This is a genomic window from Ethanoligenens harbinense YUAN-3 (assembly GCF_000178115.2).
GTDB classification, from domain to species: Bacteria; Bacillota; Clostridia; order Oscillospirales; family Ethanoligenentaceae; genus Ethanoligenens; species Ethanoligenens harbinense.
Window position 1 is genome coordinate 2,645,520 of sequence record NC_014828.1, and the last position, 19,817, is coordinate 2,665,336.

Consider the following 19,817-nt stretch of genomic DNA (forward strand, 5'->3'; position numbering starts at 1 on the left):
CTCCGGGCGGCTGGGAAACCAGCCGTTTATTTTGATCACTTGCTTTTGGCTTTACATAAAAAACATTTTGGAAAAAAGGTGAAATTATGTTCAAGAAAATCAAAAAAATTGTGGTCGTATTGACAACAACTGTTCCTATCTTGGTTTCTTCATTTATTATGCCTAATGCAGCTTCCGCAGAACAAACCCCATTGGGTGTAACACAGGTCGTCACAGGAATGAACACTGCATATGCGCTGAAATCCGACGGCTCTGTGTTGGCAACAGGTTATAACAGTTCCGGCGATTTGGGCGATGGAACAACAACCAATTCACTCGTGTGGAAGCAGGTGATCGCATCGGGTAGCGGGGTCACACAGCTCGCAACGGGAGAATGTACTGCATATGCGCTAAAATCCGATGGCTCTGTGTTGGCAACAGGTTATAACAGTTTCGGCGATTTGGGTGATGGAACAACAACCAACTCACTCGTGTGGAAGCAGGTGATTGCACCGGGTAGCGGGATCACACAGCTTGCAGCAGCGTGGGATACTGCATATGCACTAAAATCCGATGGCTCTGTGTTGGCAACAGGTGATGACAGCCACGGCGAGCTGGGCGTCGGGTCATCCAGTTCACTCGTGTGGAAGCAGGTGATTGCACCGGGTAGCGGGATCACACAGCTCGCGGCGGGAAGCCACAGTGCATATGCGCTAAAATCCGACGGCTCTGTGTTGGCAACAGGCAACAACCAATATGGCCAGCTTGGCATCGGGACAACAAGCAATTCGCTGGTGTGGGAACAGGTGATTGCACCGGGTAGCGGGGTCACACAGCTTACGGCAGGAAACCGCACTGCATATGCGCTAAAATCCGATGGCTCTGTGTTGGCAACAGGTGATGACAGCTACGGCGAGCTGGGCGTCGGGTCATCCAGTTCACTCGTGTGGGAACAGGAGATTGCACCGGGTAGTGGGGTCATGCAGCTTGCGGCAGGAAACCTCAGTGCATATGCGCTAAAATCCGACGGCTCTGTGTTGGCAACAGGTTATAACAGTTCCGGAGGTTTGGGCGATGGAACAACAACCAACTCACTCGTGTGGAAGCAGGTGATTGCATCGGGTAGCGGGGTCACACAGCTCGCAACGGGGTTGTCATTCAGTGCATATGTGCTAAAATCCGGTGGCTCCGTGATGGCAACAGGCAACAACCAATATGGCCAGCTTGGCGTCGGGACAACAAGCAATTCGCTGGTGTGGGAACAGGTATTAATCATTGATTCCACGCCGCCGACTGGCAGCTACAATCTCTCCACCACAGCATGGACTACCGGCAATGTAACGATCAACGTCACAGCAGCGGATTCACAGTCTGGGGTAAAATCCATTACAACACCGGACGGAACCACGGTGGCCGGCCCCACGTGCAGCTACAAGGTATCAGGCAACGGTACATATAATTTCGTTCTCACAGATAACGCCGGGAATACCTGCACCTATCCGGTAACGGTATCCAACATAGATCGGTCTGTGTCCGTATCCTACACCTCCAGCGTGGCCTATACGGTCGATCCAGATAACACCGGCAGCCCTACCTCGGGCGGGGACATTACGCTTACCAACAACAACACCCATGTAGGCGCGCAGGTTACATTGCAAAGTCTTACGTCCGCGCTCTCCGGTACCAATGGTTTCGTGCTCGGCGTGCAAGTGGAGGAATCGGCGTCCGGGAACACCGCATGGTCGGAGATCGACAACAAATCTGTGCAGTTGCCGGGCGGGGGCTCAACGGTGCTGGGCGTCCTGTCCCCGGGCGGTACCGGGCATATCAAGCTGGTCGGGCAGCTCAGCAGCCTGCGATGGCCCAGTGCCCAAGGGGATAACGGTAGCATGCAGCTGACGTTTACGGCGGTGTCGTAAAGATCGATGAAACTATGTAGCTATTCAATAAGCCAGAAATATCAACCTGAAAATGCGCGATTGAAGCGGTGCGATAACATAGTTTGGACTCCGGTAACATCCTCGCTTGTGTACGCAGAGTCATCACAAAATGCGCAATTTTGCAAACACTCCCCGATTTCTTCGCTTACGTATCGAAACGATTGGGGTGCAACAAAATCTTCTATCATATCGAATGGATTAATTGGATCGGTATATTGAAAAAATTTCTTGATTTTGATTGCATATCCTCTTTCTTTACCATTAAAATATTTGGAAAAAAATTGCTTTGTTATTCCTGAATAGCGCTTGGTTTTAGTCCACAAATCATGTGGCGTTTCAACAAGTATCGTATCGATTGTAAATTCACCTATAATAAGCCCCATCGGTTTGCTGGCATATATGACTACAGAATCGACTGATTGCTTAAATAGCTTCTTTCGATACTCAAATTTTTTTCTTCCTGCAATTATTTCTTCAACGAATTCTGGCTTGATCGATAATAAGACTTTCATTTACTCCACCATCCTTAAGTATTTGCTTGAACTGATCATCTGTAATCTGAACAAATCCCCAGTAAGGCTGCTCTCGATCAACCCCAACTTCTTCAATTAACTTATGTCTTGTCAAACGTCTGCTCAGTGCCGCGTTGTATGTCATTTTTATAGTATAGCAGCCCTGCTTACCATACCAGTAAAACAAATCATCTCTATCGAACACACTATATTTACTCGCATATTTAAAAAAATCATCAAATCCCCTAAATTGGCTTTGATGTTTAACCTCATCAATGATACAAATGGAAGTAGCCACAGATGAGTATTCTGCAGAGCGACCATCATCTGCTGTGCGATATATGACGACGAGATCTCCTGATGATAGCCTACTAACATCTCTCATGCGGCAAACATATATTTTGTGTATCGAATTGGTGTGAGATACATCATCTAAAATATCAATAGTCTCATTTTTTAAAATTGAATCCGGAAACATGATTGAATGATATTTGGGATAGATACTTAAGAGATATTTGCTGTTTCCTGCAATCTTCATTAAAGGAAAATCTTTGTATATATCTCCGACTATAACAGATAAACGTTTGACTAAGATTAGTTCCGTACCGTTGTTTGTAGTTTTATTTCCATGGTTTGTAAAGCCGTATTTTTCAAGTAGTCGAATTAAAGTATCCTGCTTTACAAACATGGACACATAGCAAATAGAAGCGTTTTCTTGGATGGCATAGTCAAGAGCTTTTTTAATAAACCGTTCACCTAAGCGGGTTCCATGCGGATTGATCTTAAACGTACTAATCTTCAATATGTTTTTGGATTTGATTGGAGGTACGACGTCATTTACAACGCCATGTTCCATTTTCATTGCTAATAAACCGTTCAATGTACCATCATCGTTAAACTGCACATATGCTTGACGTTTACTGGCAGTTGTTGTAAACCATCTTTCGAACTCCTTGTAATCGTTTTTTAAGGAATCGAAAAATGGATCATGGATATTAAGACTTCCAAAGGTGACCAGCTGAAGATTGTTACTCATATCCGTTCCTCACTATATTGACGTGTCACACACTGCATGTTATGGAAATTATAACGCATATGCATAAAAATCGCAAATATCTACAAGAGGCCGGCGAGTGTAAAAGCTCGCCGGTTTTTTATTGCCCATAGTGTGAAAGGAGGTGCGTGGCCATGCAGCCATTTTCAAAAGAGATCGTCCAAAAAGCAAAAAACATCAGTCTGCTTGAATACCTTCAGCGCAAAGGCGTGGAGATGGTCAAAGACGGCAGATATTACCGCATGAAGGAGCATGACAGTTTTGTTGTAAATCCGGAAACCAATCTTTGGATCTGGAACTCACGGAACATCAGCGGCAAAAACGCCATTGATTACCTTGAACGGATCGAAAAAATGACGTTTGTCTCCGCCGTTTCTGAATTGTCGCAGATTGCGCCGGATATGCCTCTGGAACGCTCTCAGGCAGCCGATACACACCCACCCCCGGATGATAATAAGTCGTTCGTTTTGCCGCAAGCAGCACCGGACAACCGGCGTTGCTTTGCCTATCTCCACACTCACCGCGGCATTCTGCCGTCCGTAATCAACCACTTCATCAAAGCCGGAGCCTTGTATGAAGGTGCCGAATATCACGATGCCGTGTTCGTGGGCTTCGATGATAAAGGCCTCCCGCGCCATGCGCACAAGCGCAGCACAAACACCTATTTGCCCAAGACGGGCACGGATGGCAAGCGAAAGCATGACCGCTGGGACGTAGACGGATCAGACAAACGGTTCGGATTTGCTCATATGGGCAAGTCTGATCGCGTGTATGTGTTCGAGGCTCCTATCGACATGCTGTCGTACATATCCATCCGGATTATGAGGGAGGGGGCGAATCTGTGGAGGTTGGACAACTACATCTGCCTATTCTGCCTGGCGGATAACCGTCTGAAGGAATTTCTGCGCAGTCACCCCTATATTCACCGCATCGTGTTCTGCCTGGACAATGATGTAGACGGTAAGCTGCCAGACGACACGCCGGAAAATCATGGCCAGGCTGCGGAAGATCGCTTGATCGACGCGTACACCTGCCAAGGGTATGAAGCAACGCGCGACATCCCACCGCATGGCAAGGATTTTAATGACGCACTGCTCTTTATGATACGCACAAACAGCACACGTGGCTGAGGCCCGTTATGAAACAGGAGGATCTATATGCAAAACCTTATCCAATGGATCAACAATGTTCAAACTCTTTTGAAACAGCTCGGGGTGCCGTTAGGCATTGTTTTTATGGTCGCGGCCGGCATCCTTCTGATGACCGGACAGGAAGGCGCCGCAAAGGGCAAAAAATGGCTGGCTTATATTTTGGGTGGACTTGGTATCATCATGTTTGCCACGCAGATCGTATCGTCCTTCAGTACCTCCGCGTTTATCGCGCCTGCAGGCTGGACACTGTTCTTCAAATAATCGATTTGTATACGACTGCCTTTGAACGAGAGGTGAGGCTATTTGCAGGAGGTATACAAAGGGCTTTCTTTTTTGCACGGCCATATCAATGTTGCAACCCCTGGGATGGATATATTGAGATGGCTTGGATACATCATCCTGTGTGCTTTGGCAAATGTTCTTGATGCTTTGGGAAAAGCAGTGAATACCGTATTGGGAACAAACCTTGTGGCCAACATCCCCATTATCAACACATTTACCACGCAGATGTCATCGGTTGGATGGAGCGTGTTGAGTGTCTCGCTGATTGCGGTAGGACTATATTTTATTGTCTGGGGCAAAAACAATCATACCTTTCAACACTTGCTGTTTGCAGTCCTCCTGATGATGGCTATCCCGTTTATTTTTACACAGTTGGACAGCCTGCAAACGGCCGGAATCAATGACTTATCCGGCCAATTGTCTACAAACGGGAATGTCGGCGAAACGATGCTCAAAGGGTACATCATTGATATCAACCAGTCCGGCACTGCAAAATCCATCCAGTACCTGAGCAATGACAAAAGCGGGATCAGTCCTTACGGAATGGATATCAACACACGACTGCCCACTGGCGATCCTTGGAATTACAAGGTGGACTATACGCTTGGAAATGACCAGTCCGGTTACAAAATGATGGGAGAGCCGTTAGGAGAGGGTTTTTTTGGTTTGGGCGCCGATCGCGTCTATGCCTATGATTATTCCTTTTTACTGCCTGCCGTCAGCCTTACCATCATGATTGTTGCCATGGCCTTGTCCGGTTTTAAGATTGGAAAAGTAATTTTCGATATCCTGTTCCACAAGGTGATTGCCGGTGTCGTATTTGCCTCCGACATCAATGAGGGGACGCGAACAAAAAAATATCTCAACAATCTGATTGGCCTTTACATCATGATGATCCTCACCATGGTCGTCTTCAAAATATTTATTGACGCAAGCCAGTGGATTAACGCCAATGTTGCGGATGTTCTCCCACGCATCCTTTTGCTGGGTGGTTGCGCCTGGGGCTGCATTGAAGGCCCGGATATCGTCATGCGGCTGTTGGGCGTGGATGTAGGTATGCAAAATGCCGCACAAACAGCCATAGCCGGTATGATGGGAATCAACGCGGCCACCGGTATGGTGAAAGGCGCTGGCCACATGGTAGGCGGTGCGGTCAATGCCGTCGCCGGAGCCGCCGGCGGAATTTCCGCGCTGCCGGGTATCAAAGATGCGTTTGCAGCAGGAAGAACAGCAAAAGCCGGAGGCGATTTCGCCAACGCTGCTGACTTCAATAACAGTCTGGCCAAAGGTGGAAAAGGCTTTTTCGGCGCGCAAAACGGTGTCTCCAACGCAGCAAAGACGTTGGGCTTTATGACAGGAAAAAAGCCCAAAACACCGGATGCAAAGGACGGTGCAAAATCGACATCTTCCGCATCCTCCCCATCTGCCGAAGAAACAACATCAAGCACAGGAACGCCACCAAATTCCAGCACGGCTGAAGAGACGCCGCTTTCTCAGGCTTTCGAGGCGGCGGCAGAAGATAATACCCCTCCGCCCAACTCAGATCCCTCAGAAGAACCGCCGTCTTCGTCCGGCTCCGGTCCTTCTGAGGATGTGCCGCCCCCGCCACCGTCCAGTTCCGGCACGTCCGGCGCAACACCCCCGCCTCCCTCCGGTTCCGGCACGTCCGGCGCAACTTCCCCGCCTCCCTCCGGTTCCGGTGCGTCCGGCGCAACACCACCACCGTCCGGTTCCGGCGCGTCCAGGGCAGCACCACCACCGTCCGGTTCCCGCGATTCTGGGGCAACGCCACCGTCCGGTTCGGGCGAATCCAAGACAGCACCGCCGCCAACCGGCGATATACTGCACGGCTGGCAGCAGGCAACAGATGCTGTTGAAAAGCAAAAGCCTAAACGCACGTTTTGGCCGAAGAAAGACGAAAGGCAGTAAGGCTTATGGGAATCATACCGAGATCGACAAAGCTCAAAATCAAGGTCGTTGCCGGCCAAAGTATACAGTGGCTGATGGGGTGTGTCATGACCATGATGCTGGCAATGTCCCTGAGCAACCAATATGTTCATGCATACCTGCACGTTCCTTTTTTTATTGTGTGCTTTGTTCTTTACGTTATTTTAATGCGTCCCGCCCCAACCAATCCAACACGGCAAACATGGCAGTGCCTGATTTTGTGGGTTTTTTACTGGAAAACTCCCAAGCAGTTCCTTTCCATTGTCGGGTGTGCGTTTGAGGAAAAGCGGAAAGCCCGCGGCAGCCTTTCCGAAACACCCAAATCTTCACCGATTACTTTGAGAAAGGGGTTTGCGCTGCAATGACCAACAATGAACAGCATTTTGTCACCGAAGCCTGCCAGTTTAAGCATGTCGTAAATGACAAATATCTCGCTGTAAAATTTGGCGACAAAACACGTTACGCCGGAGGACTTTTGATTTCCGGCGTCAATATCTTCGCGTACAACGGGTCGGACCGGCTGCTTTGCATGATCTCCTATGGCGACGCTGTCCTGCTCAGTAAAGGATGCAGCAAAAACATCTTCATTGCCCGTCACCCGGATTATTCCAAGCAAATCGCCTGGCTGGGCCAGCACGAACAGATGCAAACGAACGCCAATTTCAAAAACATTCTGGCACGGCAGAGACATGTGATCGAATGGTGGACGGACAATCGCATGGAAAGACGCTCATGCATCATCACCTATGGGGATTCCATGCAGGCGGTTGACGATGAGCTGGCCAGATATGCGGGCCAGCTACAGCGCGCGGGAGTCTCGGCCGAGGTGTGTACAACCGAGGATTTTATTACAATCTACAAGGCACTCTTACAGGGAGGTGAAGAACAATATGGATCTGCAACAGACGATAAGGGACAACCTTCGTGATAAGCTCCATCTGTTTATGCCTGGCTCGGATACTTCAAATGCCGATCAAACAGAGGAAGATATTCGGTTTATCAAGCAAATTTTACCGTCCGGAATTACACAGTCGAAACAGTACCTGAAATCTGGGAATTGTTATATGACCGTATATCTGGTCAACAGATTTCCAACGAGGATGCCTGCGCTTGTTTTTACAGAAATCTTCAACAAGCCGGGTGTTACCGTTACGATGGACCTGGAGGTCGCACAAAAATCTCAGGCCATGGAGGAACTTGAGAACAGTATCAACGAGTTGGACACACGCGTTTTTGTCAACAGGCATTCCAGTGAAAACCGCAATGATTCCTATGATTTGAACGATTTGCTGGAACTCCACAAGAAACTCCAGCTTACTTCCGAGGATATTGCGTATATTTCGCTGCGCTTCTGGATATATGCGAAGACGGTTAACGAGCTGAAAGCAAAAGTGAAAAGTCTCGCGGATGATCTGAAAACCTATGGCATGTATGGCTTTGTCCCGGAGTATGAGATACTCGCGGAGTACAGGGGGATGCAGATCGCCGCCAACACGATCCGCCAGCCTATTCCGATTCTGGACACGCTGAAAGAACAGTTCCCGTATTACTTCCAATCGTTTACCGACCCGCATGGATGGGTGTGGGGTGAGACGAAGACGGGAGGCCTGGTGCTTCTTGACACAAACAGGCATACCAGCCAGCGAAAAAGCTCCGATATTGTGTTCATCGGTCAGAAAGGCGCCGGGAAAAGTACCGAACTTAAATACCATGCGCAGATCCAGCTTGCGCTGGGAAATAAAGTGCTGGCTTACGATGTGGAAGGCGAAATGCTCGAATATGCAGTCGTCAACGGCGGCCGAGTTGTTAAGCCTGCTGATCCAAGCGGATACATCAATTTTCTGGAGCTTCACCAGATGTTTTCCAAAAAAATTGAAGAGGACATCTCCGACGCGGCGGCGGATGAGACAAGCATCATCGCGGAGAATTATACCTATGAAATGTCCCGTTTGGTGAAAAATTTCCAACAACTTTTTCCGGAGCTTGGAGACGAGCATTTTGATGAGCTTCGTGATATGCTCATGCGCACGTTCTTAAAATTCCATATAACAAAAACAACTCCGTTGATCAGACTGTCACATGAAGATTTCCCTGTGATGCATGATCTGTATGACACGCTTTACGACGCCCTCTATGAAACCGGCACGGATGGCAAGCTGTATTACAGGGCATCCGTCAGTGAACACCGCCGCAACGTCCTGGAACGTCTCCTGGCAAAAATAAAGCCCTATCAGCGCGATGGCATCTATGCCCCCTACTTTGACCACCATTCCGCGTTCGACATATCCGAGGAACAACTGGTCGTGTTTGATATGTCGTCCTTAAACGGGCTTGAGGAAAATATCTCGAACGCCTACATCATGCACACGATGTCCTTGATGTGGAGCGAGGTTTACAAAAATCGCATACGCAATATGGGACGACGGGGTGAGGAAATTCGCGAATGCATCCTGATATTTGATGAGGCACATAAAGTGCTGAACACGAAAAACACCGAGGGCCTTGCGTTGTGTGACGATATGACCAGACGAGACCGGAAATATGACGCGGCGATCTGGCTTGCATCCCAACAGCCCCGCGACTTTGCACCATCCGGCTACAACGAAAACCTGGATAAGATCCACAATATTTTTGGTCTCATACAGTATAAAGTGCTGATGCAGCAGGACCAGAGCAATTTCCCAATTCTTAAAGAATTGTTCCCGCAGTTTACAGACAGTGAAATCGAGTCCACCGCATTGTATGAGAAAGGTGAAAAACTGATTTCCATTGGTGCGGGAGCAAAGATTCGATGCGCGCTAACGCTGCCTGACGATTATCTTGCCTATTTCGGCGGAGGGCGCTGACATGGGTTCCGTTCTCCATGGGATTGCCTCAAAACTCAAATGGAAGCTGCTCATTGCCGCCGCACCTGTCCTCTTAATTTCGGCCCTCGGCGTGCTGGTTGTATTGGTCGCGGCGGTATCAATCCAGCATGCGTCCTCATCGGAATCAACCGCGTCTACCACCAGCAGCGCGGCGTACATTCCCGGTCAGGTGACAAACCTGCCAATCAGTAAAATGGGACTTGTATTTATTGAACAATGGGAAGGGGCCTATTCCAACTGGTACGATGACGGTTATGGGAACATGACCATCGGATATGGCCACACGGGGCCGCTTCCTACTGGCTTTACGTCCCCGCTCACCACAGGCCCCGGCGGTACGGCAGAGCAACTTCTCATACAGGATTTAAGCAGCGGTGGATACTGCTCCTCCGTTCAAAAAGAGTTCCAGGGCGTCGCCTTAAACCAGAACCAAATGGATGCATTGATCAGTCTTGCTTACAACATCGGAGGAAACGCATGGAATAGCCTGAGCCTTACGCAAGCGGTCAAAACGGGTGCGCCTCCTGACATTATCACAGCGGATTTTGAAAAAATATGCTACGCAGGAACCACATATTCACCCGGTCTGTACCGGCGTCGTGTGGCGGAGGCGCTGCTGTACACACAGGGGACTTATACATATCCGTAAATACGGTAGGGGGTGTAATTTTGCAATCAAAGGGCCGAATCTACGGTGTTCTATTCGTTGTAATTCTTGTTGTCTGCGGGTTCTTTTTTTCCTCAAAGCTCTGGTTGCCTGACGATCGTTCGCTCAAAAACCTCAACTATGACCAAGTGCTCACCCTGGGGGATTGGATGATACGTTTTCAAGACGCATCGTTTAATAAAGCGGCTGGAACGATGACGGTCAATGTGCTGCAAAAAGCACAGCTTGCAACTGATGGTCCGTACAAGGTGGTAGTCTATTTAGGAGACAAAAGCCTCGGAAAAAAACTGCCGTTTCATCTGAACCCCGTTATGGACAGGCCTAACCTGCAAGTGCTGAACATAGAAAAAATTCCAGCGGATTTTTACTATGTTACAGTTGAAGTCATCGTTCCGCAAAGCTATGCATCTCCCTCATCCGGAACCTCGACGGGCGATTCCAACCAAGACATATTTGGCACGGGTTCCGCCGTTCAGCAGCAGGAGCAGCCTGTTACGACAGAAGTCCATATTGACTATAGAAAAGTCCATATAATCAAAAATGCTGCGGATAAAAAGGAGTCATAATGCAAGCGGTATACATCATTATGATCGTGTTGCTGTTCGCCGCAGGCGCCTATGGTTCGGCGCTGAATGCGCACCGAAAATCTGCTCAAAAACCACCTGAAAAGGAGTCGAAACGTAATGTCAAAAAACCGCAATAAGGACAGCAATATTCCCAAATGGTATCTGGAAGCCGCCATAGAAATCGCGGCGGCACAGGGCACGACCTGGGATGACGTTTTGAAGGATTTCATCAAAAAATACGTCAGCGATAATATGTCTATTCTGGTCGGGCAAGCCAAACGCGGGCGCTTGCAAACGCCCAAAGAAGCTCCCCAAAAGAGTGCGCAGCAGCCTGCCTCTCCGCCAGTTCTTCGCACGGAGGTTTCCGGGACACCTGCCGCAGATACCGCGCATCCCGCGCCATCCACGGCGTATAAAACCGGCGAGAATCCCACGCCATAATCTCCACCATATCGCCCTGATGAGAGCCGGATGGCAACCGGCCGAAATGCCCCGAAGGGGGGCATAGGCGAGAGCCAGAATAAGCAAAAGCGAGGTGCTATTTATGACGTATGAAATAAAGGTCAAGGGCATATCTCAGGAAACTTACGATAAAATCAACCTCTGTTTTGAACACTCTAAATTTCCTGACAGGAGCGCATACATCATCCATGCGCTTGAACTCCACATGCTCTATAATGATTCCGCGTTTATCCGTTTGCTTCCCGATACGCTCCGCATATTGGTAGAAGACATCATCGCAAAAGAGATCAATAAGCGTGGCGATCTACTTGAGTTGGCACTGATAAACATTCAAAAAGATACGGAGTCACGGCAGCAATTGTGGCGTCTTCTTAACAATGATAATGTCCCGGAAAGTGATGAAAACGATGATTTTTAAGCGTGGGCCGTTCGTGGCCACACCCTCTAAATCGTGGGTCGTGTGTGGGTAGTTCACCCGAAAAGGCCAAATATCTCCTAGAAAATGGTATTACTTCTACCCACGCGCTACCCACAACGCACCTTTTCAGGGCCCCGTTCAAATCCTGTCACTGACAGGATTTGCGCGTCTTTGGGGCCCCGCCCCCTTATGCTCGTTTTTAAAATCACCTCTAAACCCCGAAAAGGGCCGGAAACCAACAATAGGGAGGAAATGGAAATGCCTGAAAAAGTGTTGCGGAAGCACCTGTTATTAACAGAAAAGGCATGCAACTCGTTAGATGAATTGGCTAAGGCAGCAGGGATGCCCAAAGGGCAGTATATAAGCTGCCTGATATTAGAAGAAGCGGCACGGCAGAAAGACGAACTGAGCGCGTCAGGTGAGGCACACCGCGCGTACTTGGCTGCACATGCGGCAGACCGAAAGATGGCAATACTCCTTGATTCGTGGAATAGTTATTTGCACCAGTTTGAATCCGGCGCAACGGATGAAAATTTCCGGCCTGCCGCAGACGATCCGCAAATCTGGGTTAAAAAGGCGGACGACTTGGAAGAGTACAGACGCAAAGTCGCGTATGACAAGAAACGTAGAAAATCGCCCTGATTAGAACCGGATGGCAACCGATCAAAATGCCCGAAAGGAGGGCATAGGCGATAACCAATTAAATTGTGGATGTGATGAGAATGACGCAGGTCAAGCGGTTTTCCAGAAAGCTCCTGATAAAAATAGAGGACTTGAGTGCAAAGGGGTACTGGCCGAAAGAAATATCCCGAAAACTGAAAATCACGGAAGACGATGTTAAAAAGGGATTATTAAAAATCTATAAGGATGAGCTTGCGTATGAAAATCGGTTTGTGGAGTGACGCACATAATTTTCCAAACCTCGTGTTGATGAAGCTGTCAGCATACCACAAGGTCATCGGGGATCAGGTTGAGATGCTGTGCCATCTCAACCATTACGATCGGGTATACTGCTCCAAAACATTTGACTTTACGGATAGCCCGGAAACGTATGCGGCTATCCGTGCGGATGAAATACTTTACGGCGGCACCGGATATCAAAACAGCAAAGTTACCCTGCCGTCTGAAATTGAACATATCTATCCGGATTACAGTTTGTTCCCGAGCTACACACAGGCATACGGTTTTTTGACAAGGGGCTGTCCGCGGGCATGCCCCTTTTGTGTTGTCTCAAAAAAGGAGGGGAACAAGAGCATGCAAGTGGCCGATCTGCACGAGTTCTGGCACGGGCAAAAGGAAATAAAACTGCTTGATGCCAATCTGTTGGCCTGCGAAAACCATGAGCAGTTATTGACACAGCTTGCCGCCAGCGGCGCATGGATAGATGTTACTCAAGGCTTTGATATACGGCTGGTGACGCCCGACAACATGCCCCTCATCAACCATCTGAAAATTCGCTCTATGCATTTTGCGTGGGACAACCCATGCGAAGATTTGATCGATCAGTTTCAATATTTTATCACGCATACTACTATGACTAAGCATCAGCGTCCTGCCGTTTATGTGCTGACGAATTTCGGCAGCTCGCATGAGCAGGATTTGTACCGGGTATACCGACTGCGCAAATTAGGATATGACCCATATATCATGATATATGATAAGCCCCATGCGCCACGAGAAACCCGATTGCTACAGCGCTGGGTTAATAACAAAATCATTTTTCGCAGTACTGAGAGGTTTGAAGAGTACAACCCGAAAGTAGGATAGTAAAAAAGTAGGTCTTTTGGCCTGCTTTCTAGCCGCGATTGCCGGTTATCTTGAACCGGTTGTTTCTTTACTTAACTCCGGCAGTCCGGGCTACATGATGAAAAAGAAGGGTAAGCGGCATGAGTGATTCCCCCGGCGTTACAACCATGCATAAATTTGTTCAGGCCAAAAGCGTCGAAGGCAGATACAGCGGGTATGCTGTTGGCTATATGGATCGACCGGAAGCCTTTGAAGAAGATGAGCACCTTGACGACCCTTTGTATAAGAATGTTGATGGTTACATGGGAAACCGAGAAAAAACAGACGGCCTGTTTGACGCAAACTTTGACTTACTGAACGATTACGACAAGAAAAACTATGGAGAAATGTTTGACGCTGCTCAGGATGTTGACTCCTGCATGTACCAGCCTATCATCTCTTTTGATAACGACTATCTCCTGGCTCACGGTATAGATTATCGCACGGAAGACGGTCTCCACCTTTTAAAAGAAATGACCAGACTGGCAGTCTCTGATCTTATTGCCAACAGCCACCTTGACGAGCACAACGCCATCTGGACAGGCGCGATCCACACCAATACGGGTAATATCCACATCCATATCGCCATCGCGGAAATTGAAAAGACCAAATCCCCACGTGACGTGCTGCCTGAAAAGGCCATCGACAAAATGAAATCCCGCGTGGCCAATGTGCTTATGGGGGATGAAAAAATCATCCGGCTCTCGGAGTATCTGCATAAGGAGCTGCCGCATGAGATCCGCACAGCCGCGCTGGAAGCCGGAAACGAGCTAACCGCCCTCGCCCGCCTACTCCCAGCAGATTGTGCATGGCAGTATAACCGTCCCAGCATGGCTCCATATCGGACAAAAATCAACCACTGCGTCGATACCATTATCCGCAGCAATCCTGAACTGACCGCGAAATACACCGACGCAATGGGTTTGTTGGAAGAATACCGGCAAGACATACAAGATGTTTATGGCGTCGGAAAACACGATCGCGCGCACGAGATGATGGACAACAAACTGGCAGACTTCTACGCCCGCGCCGGCAACGCTCTGCTTGCGGAAGCCAAAGAACTGAAACGCGATATGGCCCTTGAAGAAGGGCACAAAAACGGCCTGCCCGGCGGACCAGAAGGGGGAAAAAGGGAAACGGATGATTTACCGGCCTCAGCGCCGCCTCTTGTGGATGAGAATGTGGACTTTTTAGACCACGCCCGCCCCTCCCCGCCAGAGGGCAAAATCGGGCAGGCAGGCCAACCAGAAGGGGGAAAAAGAGAAATGTCGGATAATCCACCTTTACCGGATGAAATGGACATACCACCGGAATCTGATGGGACGCCAGACTTTGACTATGTTTCAAGACCACCGGAAAAGATTCCCGATGAGATCGACCTGCTCATAACCCGTGCCGAGCACGGAGACGCCCGCGCACAATACGATCTTGGCATGCGCACCCTGCGGGGCCGCGGCATTGAAAAAGATCCTGCGCTTGCTTTTCGGATTATCAAGGACTCTGCCGACCGGGGAAACCCGGCCGCGCAATACAAACTGGCTCAGATGTATCGGGACGGCATAGGCGTGCCGGCTGATGTCGCGGGCGCTTCCTGGACGGATAAAAACAGCTTCCACGCGGATGAATATTTTCACGAGGCGTTTCAGGGCTTTTTGGAAAAAGCAGAGGCCGGGAACGCCTATGCAAACTATCGTGTGGCCACAATGTACGAAAAAGGCGATGGCGTTCCGCAGGATGCCCAGAAAGCCCAAAACTACCTGCGTGAAGCGGCATACCTTGGTCACACGCAATCCATGTACCTGCTCGGCAAACAGCTTATTACCTCATCCATCAAAGACTATGCAGAAGGTATCCGTTATTTGGAATCAGCGGCGGATAAAGGGCACGTTAAAGCCGCTATTACGCTTGGCCAGTCTTATCTGCCCGCCGGTGACGATGCGACCGCTTTTGCATATATGCAGCTTGCCGCCGGGCTTGGCGATCGCCAGGCAGCGTATATGCTCGGGAAAATGTACCGCGATGGCATCGGCACACCGGCCGACGCGAAAAAGGCGGCAGATTACCTCAAACAGGGTGCCAACATCTTTTGGACGGACGAATACAAGTCCGCACGGGCATACCTGTATGGATCAAAAGAGGTCGAACAGGATTTTGCCACTGCTCTCGATCTGCTCAAAGAAGAGGCAGCGAAAGGCAACGCGTTTGCCATGTGCGATGTCGGCCGAATTTATGAGCGGGGCCTCGGTATCGATCCTGATCCGGAAATGGCCACCCGGTATTACTCCGAGGGCCTTGCTGCTCTGCTGGCGGTCGAGGAGATCGGACATGACGCCTACATACAGTATCGCATCGGTAAAATGTACCGTTTCGGGCAGGGCACAGAACCAAACGACGTGATTGCCGCCGAATTGTTTGAAAAATCAGCCGACCAGGGCAACCCGTTTGCACAGTACTCTCTGGGCGGGATGTACTACCGTGGACAGGGTGTGGAGCAGGATTTTGTCAAGGCTTTTGAGCTTTACTGTGCCTCGGCTAAAAAAGACAATTCGTTCGCCGCATATGAACTCGGTAAAATGTATCATGACGGGATTGGAACGGCTCCGGACGCTGCCGAAAGTGAGCGCTGCTTCGAGCAGGCATTCGCCGGGTTTGTTGCCATTGAGAAAGCCAACCCGGACGATAAGATCCAATACCGGCTCGGGAAAATGCTGGAGACCGGCACCGGCACACCAAAGGACCTCGATGCTGCCGTCCAGTATTACGAAAAATCCGCGAAACTCAAAAATCCAAACGCGCAGTATGCACTTGCGCGGATCTATCTGACCAGCCAAGACGCTGTGAAGATAAAACAGGCGATTATGTGGCTGAAAAAATCCGCTGTCCAGCAAAACCCGTATGCAAGATATACCCTTGGCAAGCTGCTGGCGGACGGCAAGGTCATAAAGCAAAACCATAAGGCCGCGCTGATCTGCTTTGAGTCAATTGCCGACAGCAACCCCTACGCCGCTTATACCGTAGCAAAGATGTACCGGGACGGCATCGGCACCGAAAAAAGCACGGAGCAGGCGGACAAATACTTCACCATGGCGTTTCAGAGCTTCACCGCGGCGGAAAATGAAACGCCAGATGCCAACCTGGAATACCGTTTGGCCACCATGCTCTTGACTGGTGAAGGCTGCGAAAGAAATCCCGAACAGGCAGTTGCCTATCTGAAAGCCGCCTGTGACAAAGAGCATCCATCCGCGCAGTACATGCTTGGGAAAATGTATCTGAATGGCGATGTCGTTGCAAAGGATGAAAAACAGGCGTTTAGGCTCATCAAAGCCGCCGCCGACAACGATCATCCCCACGCAGCCTACACCACAGGGCAACTGTACCGGGACGGCATTGGCACCCAAAAAGATGAGCAGGCCGCCCAGAGGTACTTCCAGAAGGCATTTGAGGCATACCAGAAGGGGGAAAAAGAACAACCTGACGAAAATCTGGAATATCGGCTCGGTATGATGCTGCTTGCCGGTGAGGGGTGCCCAAAAGATGTAAAAGCCTCGGTTGTCTATTTGGATACGGCTGCCGGCAAGGGGCACGAATACGCCCAATACGCGCTGGGCCGCCTGTACCTCACCGGCGAAGATCTTCCGAAAGACGTCGATAAGGCCGTGGGTTATCTGGATGCCTCCGCCGCAAAGGGGAACCAGTATGCACAATACGCCCTCGGCCGCCTGTATCTCACCGGCGAAGATCTTCCGAAAGACGTCGACAAGGCTGCCGACTACCTGGATGCCTCCGCCGCACAAGGGAACCAGTTCGCGCAATACGCCCTCGGCCGCCTGTATCTCGATGGAAAGGAGGTGCCAAAGGACGTGCAGAAGGGACTTGGGTTTCTTGAGGCTTCCGCCGGGCAGAACAACCCATTCGCACAGTACGCTTTGGGCAGGCACGATCTGTCGGAAGGAAAACGAGGGCGGGCGCTTGAGTGGTTCCGAAAGTCTGCCGCCCAGGGTAATGAGTACGCAAAGAAAGCAATTGATTACATCAATCGACCGAAAAGCCGCCCCCATCCCCAATGGCAAGCCAGCATCATACCGGTGAAAGCCCTGTCTGCGGTGCGAAGGCTCACAAACGACTACAACCGTCGTGTCGCTCAGCTCAAGCGTGAATTTGACCGTGAAATGGAACTTGAAAGAGAACAGACACAATCTCTTGAACGGAGTCAGGAAAAAGGCAGGAGCCTGTAAATGAAAATGAATAGAGGGATTGTATGAACCGAAAAAAACAGCTACACTATGTCTATAAGGACACCTTGAGGCGCGTCACGTCCTATCCTGACCGTTGGAAACGGTTTTTAAAGTATTGCGATCAGGTCTACCCGATGTCGTTTGAAAACATGGTGCTGCTCTTTGGGCAGAACCCCAAAGCTACTCTCTTAGCCACTGAAGAACAATGGCGGGCAATGGGACGGAATGTCCTTGATAACGCAAAAGAACTTTTTGCTTTTGATACAAACGGCGGTGAGATCCGCGCGGCAAAATTTTTTGATGTAAAGCAGACGGACGGGGAACCGGTTCCCGAACGCTGGCGGCTGGATGAAGACACACAACGCAGCTATTTGAGTGCCATCAACCGGCATCGATCCGAGCCGGCCGACTCGGTTGAACGCTATCTTCGGGACATGATAGCTAATGATGTGCAGAATTACGGCTCCTTTGCCGAAGATTCGTTTCTCAAGGCGTTACGGGATCGCGGGTATGATCCCGGCAAAATAGCTGCTCTCCAGAAATCTTTTCGCCCCATGCTTGAACGCAATATCCGTTACCTGGTTGGAAACCGTTGTGACTTTCCCATGCACAGCCTTCCCGCTACCGGCAAATTTCGATATATCCGCGATTTTAACGATGTGTATTCCGCCACGCTGTTCGGCATCGTTTCAACCGACATGGCACGCGCGGTGCTGACGCGGGTGGAACACTATGTACAACGGCTTGATGCAAAGGAGAATTTGATCTATGAAACTGAATTATACCAAGCAGGGACGTTTTCTCTCTCCAGAAATCCAGATCTCGAACGATCCGAGGGACGACCGTCCGCTGGGGGATCTCGGGAAGAAGATATTCAAGCGGCTGAAGCTGGAGAACAAGTGGAACTTTACGATTCTGTTGGTCGAAGGCGAGCTGATGGGCAAGATGCACCAGGCCGAGGAAACGGCCAATCGGAGGCTGCCGAAGTTGATCGAGGAGATGATGTCGAAAGAGCAGCTCCCGGAGGATTTGGAACTGCGGGAGCAGCGGATGCAGGAAATCCGGACTCAGGCGGAGGAGCAGATCATCCGGGAGATGGTGCAGAGCTTGAGCTGATCGCGCTGGATGAAAGTTATTTGTTGAAATCAAATTTGGGTGAGGGGCCGTTGAAAGACGGCTCTATTTTTATGCCCGAAGCAGCATCGGCAAAGAAGCTCTCCACCGTTCTCCTTTGTCTCCCGGTGCAGCCACCGATTGAAAGGCAAATGGCCTTGAGCGCAGAAAGCCTGCGTGAAGCGGTCGGCGGCCCTTATATGGAAATCGAGTATAAAGCCGGTGTTTCCTGTATTTGCAAACCACCCAATTATGATGGTGGCGACGTATTTAATCGCGTGGTATCCGGAGAACTGACGGCAGGCCCCATCATCTTTGTTCATGCAAACGCGGATGGTTCATATTCGTCGCTGTCAAAAGAGGACTTAGATCATCTGAAACTGAAATTCGCGGCACCTTTGATCGATGTCGGCCGTGAAATGGATAGATCCCATGCGCTTCTGGATGCGGTTCAGGCCAACGAAGGCGAAAAAGTATCCCAGATGCTTGCCGGGCATAAGGATGACGCCAACAAACTGATTGACGGTGCCACACCGCTGCATTACGCCGTTGAGCATGGCGCCGATAAAAGCGCTGCGGTGCTTTTGAAGCGTGGTGCGTATGTAGACGCCATCAATGAGGAGCGCAAGACTCCGCTTTTTCGGGCGGTGGAACGCGGGGATGCAAAGATGACGAGGCAGCTGCTCAAAGCCGGCGCTGACCCGGAACTCAGCGACGGCAAGCGCTTTATACAGGATATTGTCGCATCCAAAGCGATCAAGTCCATGCTGGATGAGTACACGACGATAAAACAACTCAAGACGGGGCGTTTGCCTTCCGGCCCGAGGAGGAAGATGTAG

At 50.0% G+C, this 19,817-nt stretch carries 17 protein-coding genes; 15 read left to right on the top strand and 2 right to left on the bottom strand.

What is annotated here, in order from left to right:
* The first annotated feature begins 158 nt into the window (after positions 1 to 158).
* A complete protein-coding gene (locus tag ETHHA_RS14805) occupies positions 159 to 1,898 on the top strand; it encodes an RCC1 domain-containing protein (RefSeq protein WP_479723656.1) in 1,740 nt (579 codons plus the stop codon).
* 41 nt (positions 1,899 to 1,939) lie between these two features.
* Here ETHHA_RS14805 and ETHHA_RS12410 read toward each other — a convergent pair whose 3' ends face one another.
* On the bottom strand, positions 1,940 to 2,431 hold the full coding sequence (locus ETHHA_RS12410) for an ASCH domain-containing protein (RefSeq protein ID WP_013486304.1): 492 nt from the start codon (positions 2,429 to 2,431) through the stop codon (positions 1,940 to 1,942).
* Positions 2,394 to 3,467, bottom strand: coding sequence for an N-acetyltransferase (locus ETHHA_RS12415; RefSeq protein WP_013486305.1), 1,074 nt, complete (start codon positions 3,465 to 3,467; stop codon positions 2,394 to 2,396). The genes ETHHA_RS12410 and ETHHA_RS12415 overlap by 38 nt, the downstream gene beginning before the upstream one ends.
* A gap of 152 nt (positions 3,468 to 3,619) precedes the next feature.
* On the opposite strand from ETHHA_RS12415, the gene ETHHA_RS12420 reads away from it, so the two are divergent.
* The 14 genes from ETHHA_RS12420 to ETHHA_RS16195 all read left to right on the top strand — a co-directional run bounded on the left by ETHHA_RS12420 (position 3,620) and on the right by ETHHA_RS16195 (position 19,817).
* A complete protein-coding gene (locus tag ETHHA_RS12420; RefSeq protein ID WP_013486306.1) occupies positions 3,620 to 4,615 on the top strand; it encodes a DUF3991 domain-containing protein in 996 nt (331 codons plus the stop codon).
* A gap of 27 nt (positions 4,616 to 4,642) precedes the next feature.
* The gene (locus ETHHA_RS12425) at positions 4,643 to 4,897 is read left to right on the top strand and encodes a TrbC/VirB2 family protein (RefSeq protein ID WP_013486307.1); all 255 of its coding nucleotides are present in this window, start codon (positions 4,643 to 4,645) and stop codon (positions 4,895 to 4,897) included.
* Between the two features lie 42 nt (positions 4,898 to 4,939).
* Positions 4,940 to 6,847, top strand: coding sequence for a pLS20_p028 family conjugation system transmembrane protein (locus tag ETHHA_RS12430; RefSeq protein WP_013486308.1), 1,908 nt, complete (start codon positions 4,940 to 4,942; stop codon positions 6,845 to 6,847).
* An 86-nt stretch (positions 6,848 to 6,933) separates the two neighbouring features.
* Positions 6,934 to 7,230, top strand: a complete 297-nt coding sequence (locus ETHHA_RS12435) for a hypothetical protein (RefSeq protein WP_137143915.1) — start codon at positions 6,934 to 6,936, stop codon at positions 7,228 to 7,230.
* 408 nt (positions 7,231 to 7,638) lie between these two features.
* A complete protein-coding gene (locus ETHHA_RS12445; protein ID WP_137143916.1) occupies positions 7,639 to 9,711 on the top strand; it encodes a VirB4 family type IV secretion system protein in 2,073 nt (690 codons plus the stop codon).
* 1 nt (position 9,712) lies between these two features.
* On the top strand, positions 9,713 to 10,381 hold the full coding sequence (locus ETHHA_RS12450; RefSeq protein WP_013486312.1) for a lysozyme: 669 nt from the start codon (positions 9,713 to 9,715) through the stop codon (positions 10,379 to 10,381).
* Positions 10,382 to 10,401: 20 nt separating this feature from the next.
* Positions 10,402 to 10,965, top strand: coding sequence for a hypothetical protein (locus ETHHA_RS12455; protein WP_013486313.1), 564 nt, complete (start codon positions 10,402 to 10,404; stop codon positions 10,963 to 10,965).
* Between the two features lie 117 nt (positions 10,966 to 11,082).
* Complete coding sequence (locus tag ETHHA_RS12460; protein ID WP_013486315.1) at positions 11,083 to 11,406, top strand: hypothetical protein; 324 nt, start codon at positions 11,083 to 11,085, stop codon at positions 11,404 to 11,406.
* Positions 11,407 to 11,509: 103 nt separating this feature from the next.
* A complete protein-coding gene (locus ETHHA_RS12465; RefSeq protein ID WP_013486316.1) occupies positions 11,510 to 11,845 on the top strand; it encodes a hypothetical protein in 336 nt (111 codons plus the stop codon).
* Between the two features lie 258 nt (positions 11,846 to 12,103).
* Entirely contained in the window at positions 12,104 to 12,487 is a 384-nt protein-coding gene (locus ETHHA_RS12470; protein WP_013486317.1) for a hypothetical protein, read from the top strand.
* A gap of 80 nt (positions 12,488 to 12,567) precedes the next feature.
* Complete coding sequence (locus tag ETHHA_RS12475) at positions 12,568 to 12,747, top strand: hypothetical protein (protein ID WP_013486318.1); 180 nt, start codon at positions 12,568 to 12,570, stop codon at positions 12,745 to 12,747.
* The gene (locus tag ETHHA_RS12480; protein ID WP_013486319.1) at positions 12,725 to 13,612 is read left to right on the top strand and encodes a radical SAM protein; all 888 of its coding nucleotides are present in this window, start codon (positions 12,725 to 12,727) and stop codon (positions 13,610 to 13,612) included. The genes ETHHA_RS12475 and ETHHA_RS12480 overlap by 23 nt, the downstream gene beginning before the upstream one ends.
* A 119-nt stretch (positions 13,613 to 13,731) precedes the next feature.
* Positions 13,732 to 17,865, top strand: a complete 4,134-nt coding sequence (mobL, locus tag ETHHA_RS14810; RefSeq protein WP_013486320.1) for a relaxase MobL — start codon at positions 13,732 to 13,734, stop codon at positions 17,863 to 17,865.
* Between the two features lie 23 nt (positions 17,866 to 17,888).
* Positions 17,889 to 19,817, top strand: a complete 1,929-nt coding sequence (locus tag ETHHA_RS16195; protein WP_242822077.1) for an ankyrin repeat domain-containing protein — start codon at positions 17,889 to 17,891, stop codon at positions 19,815 to 19,817.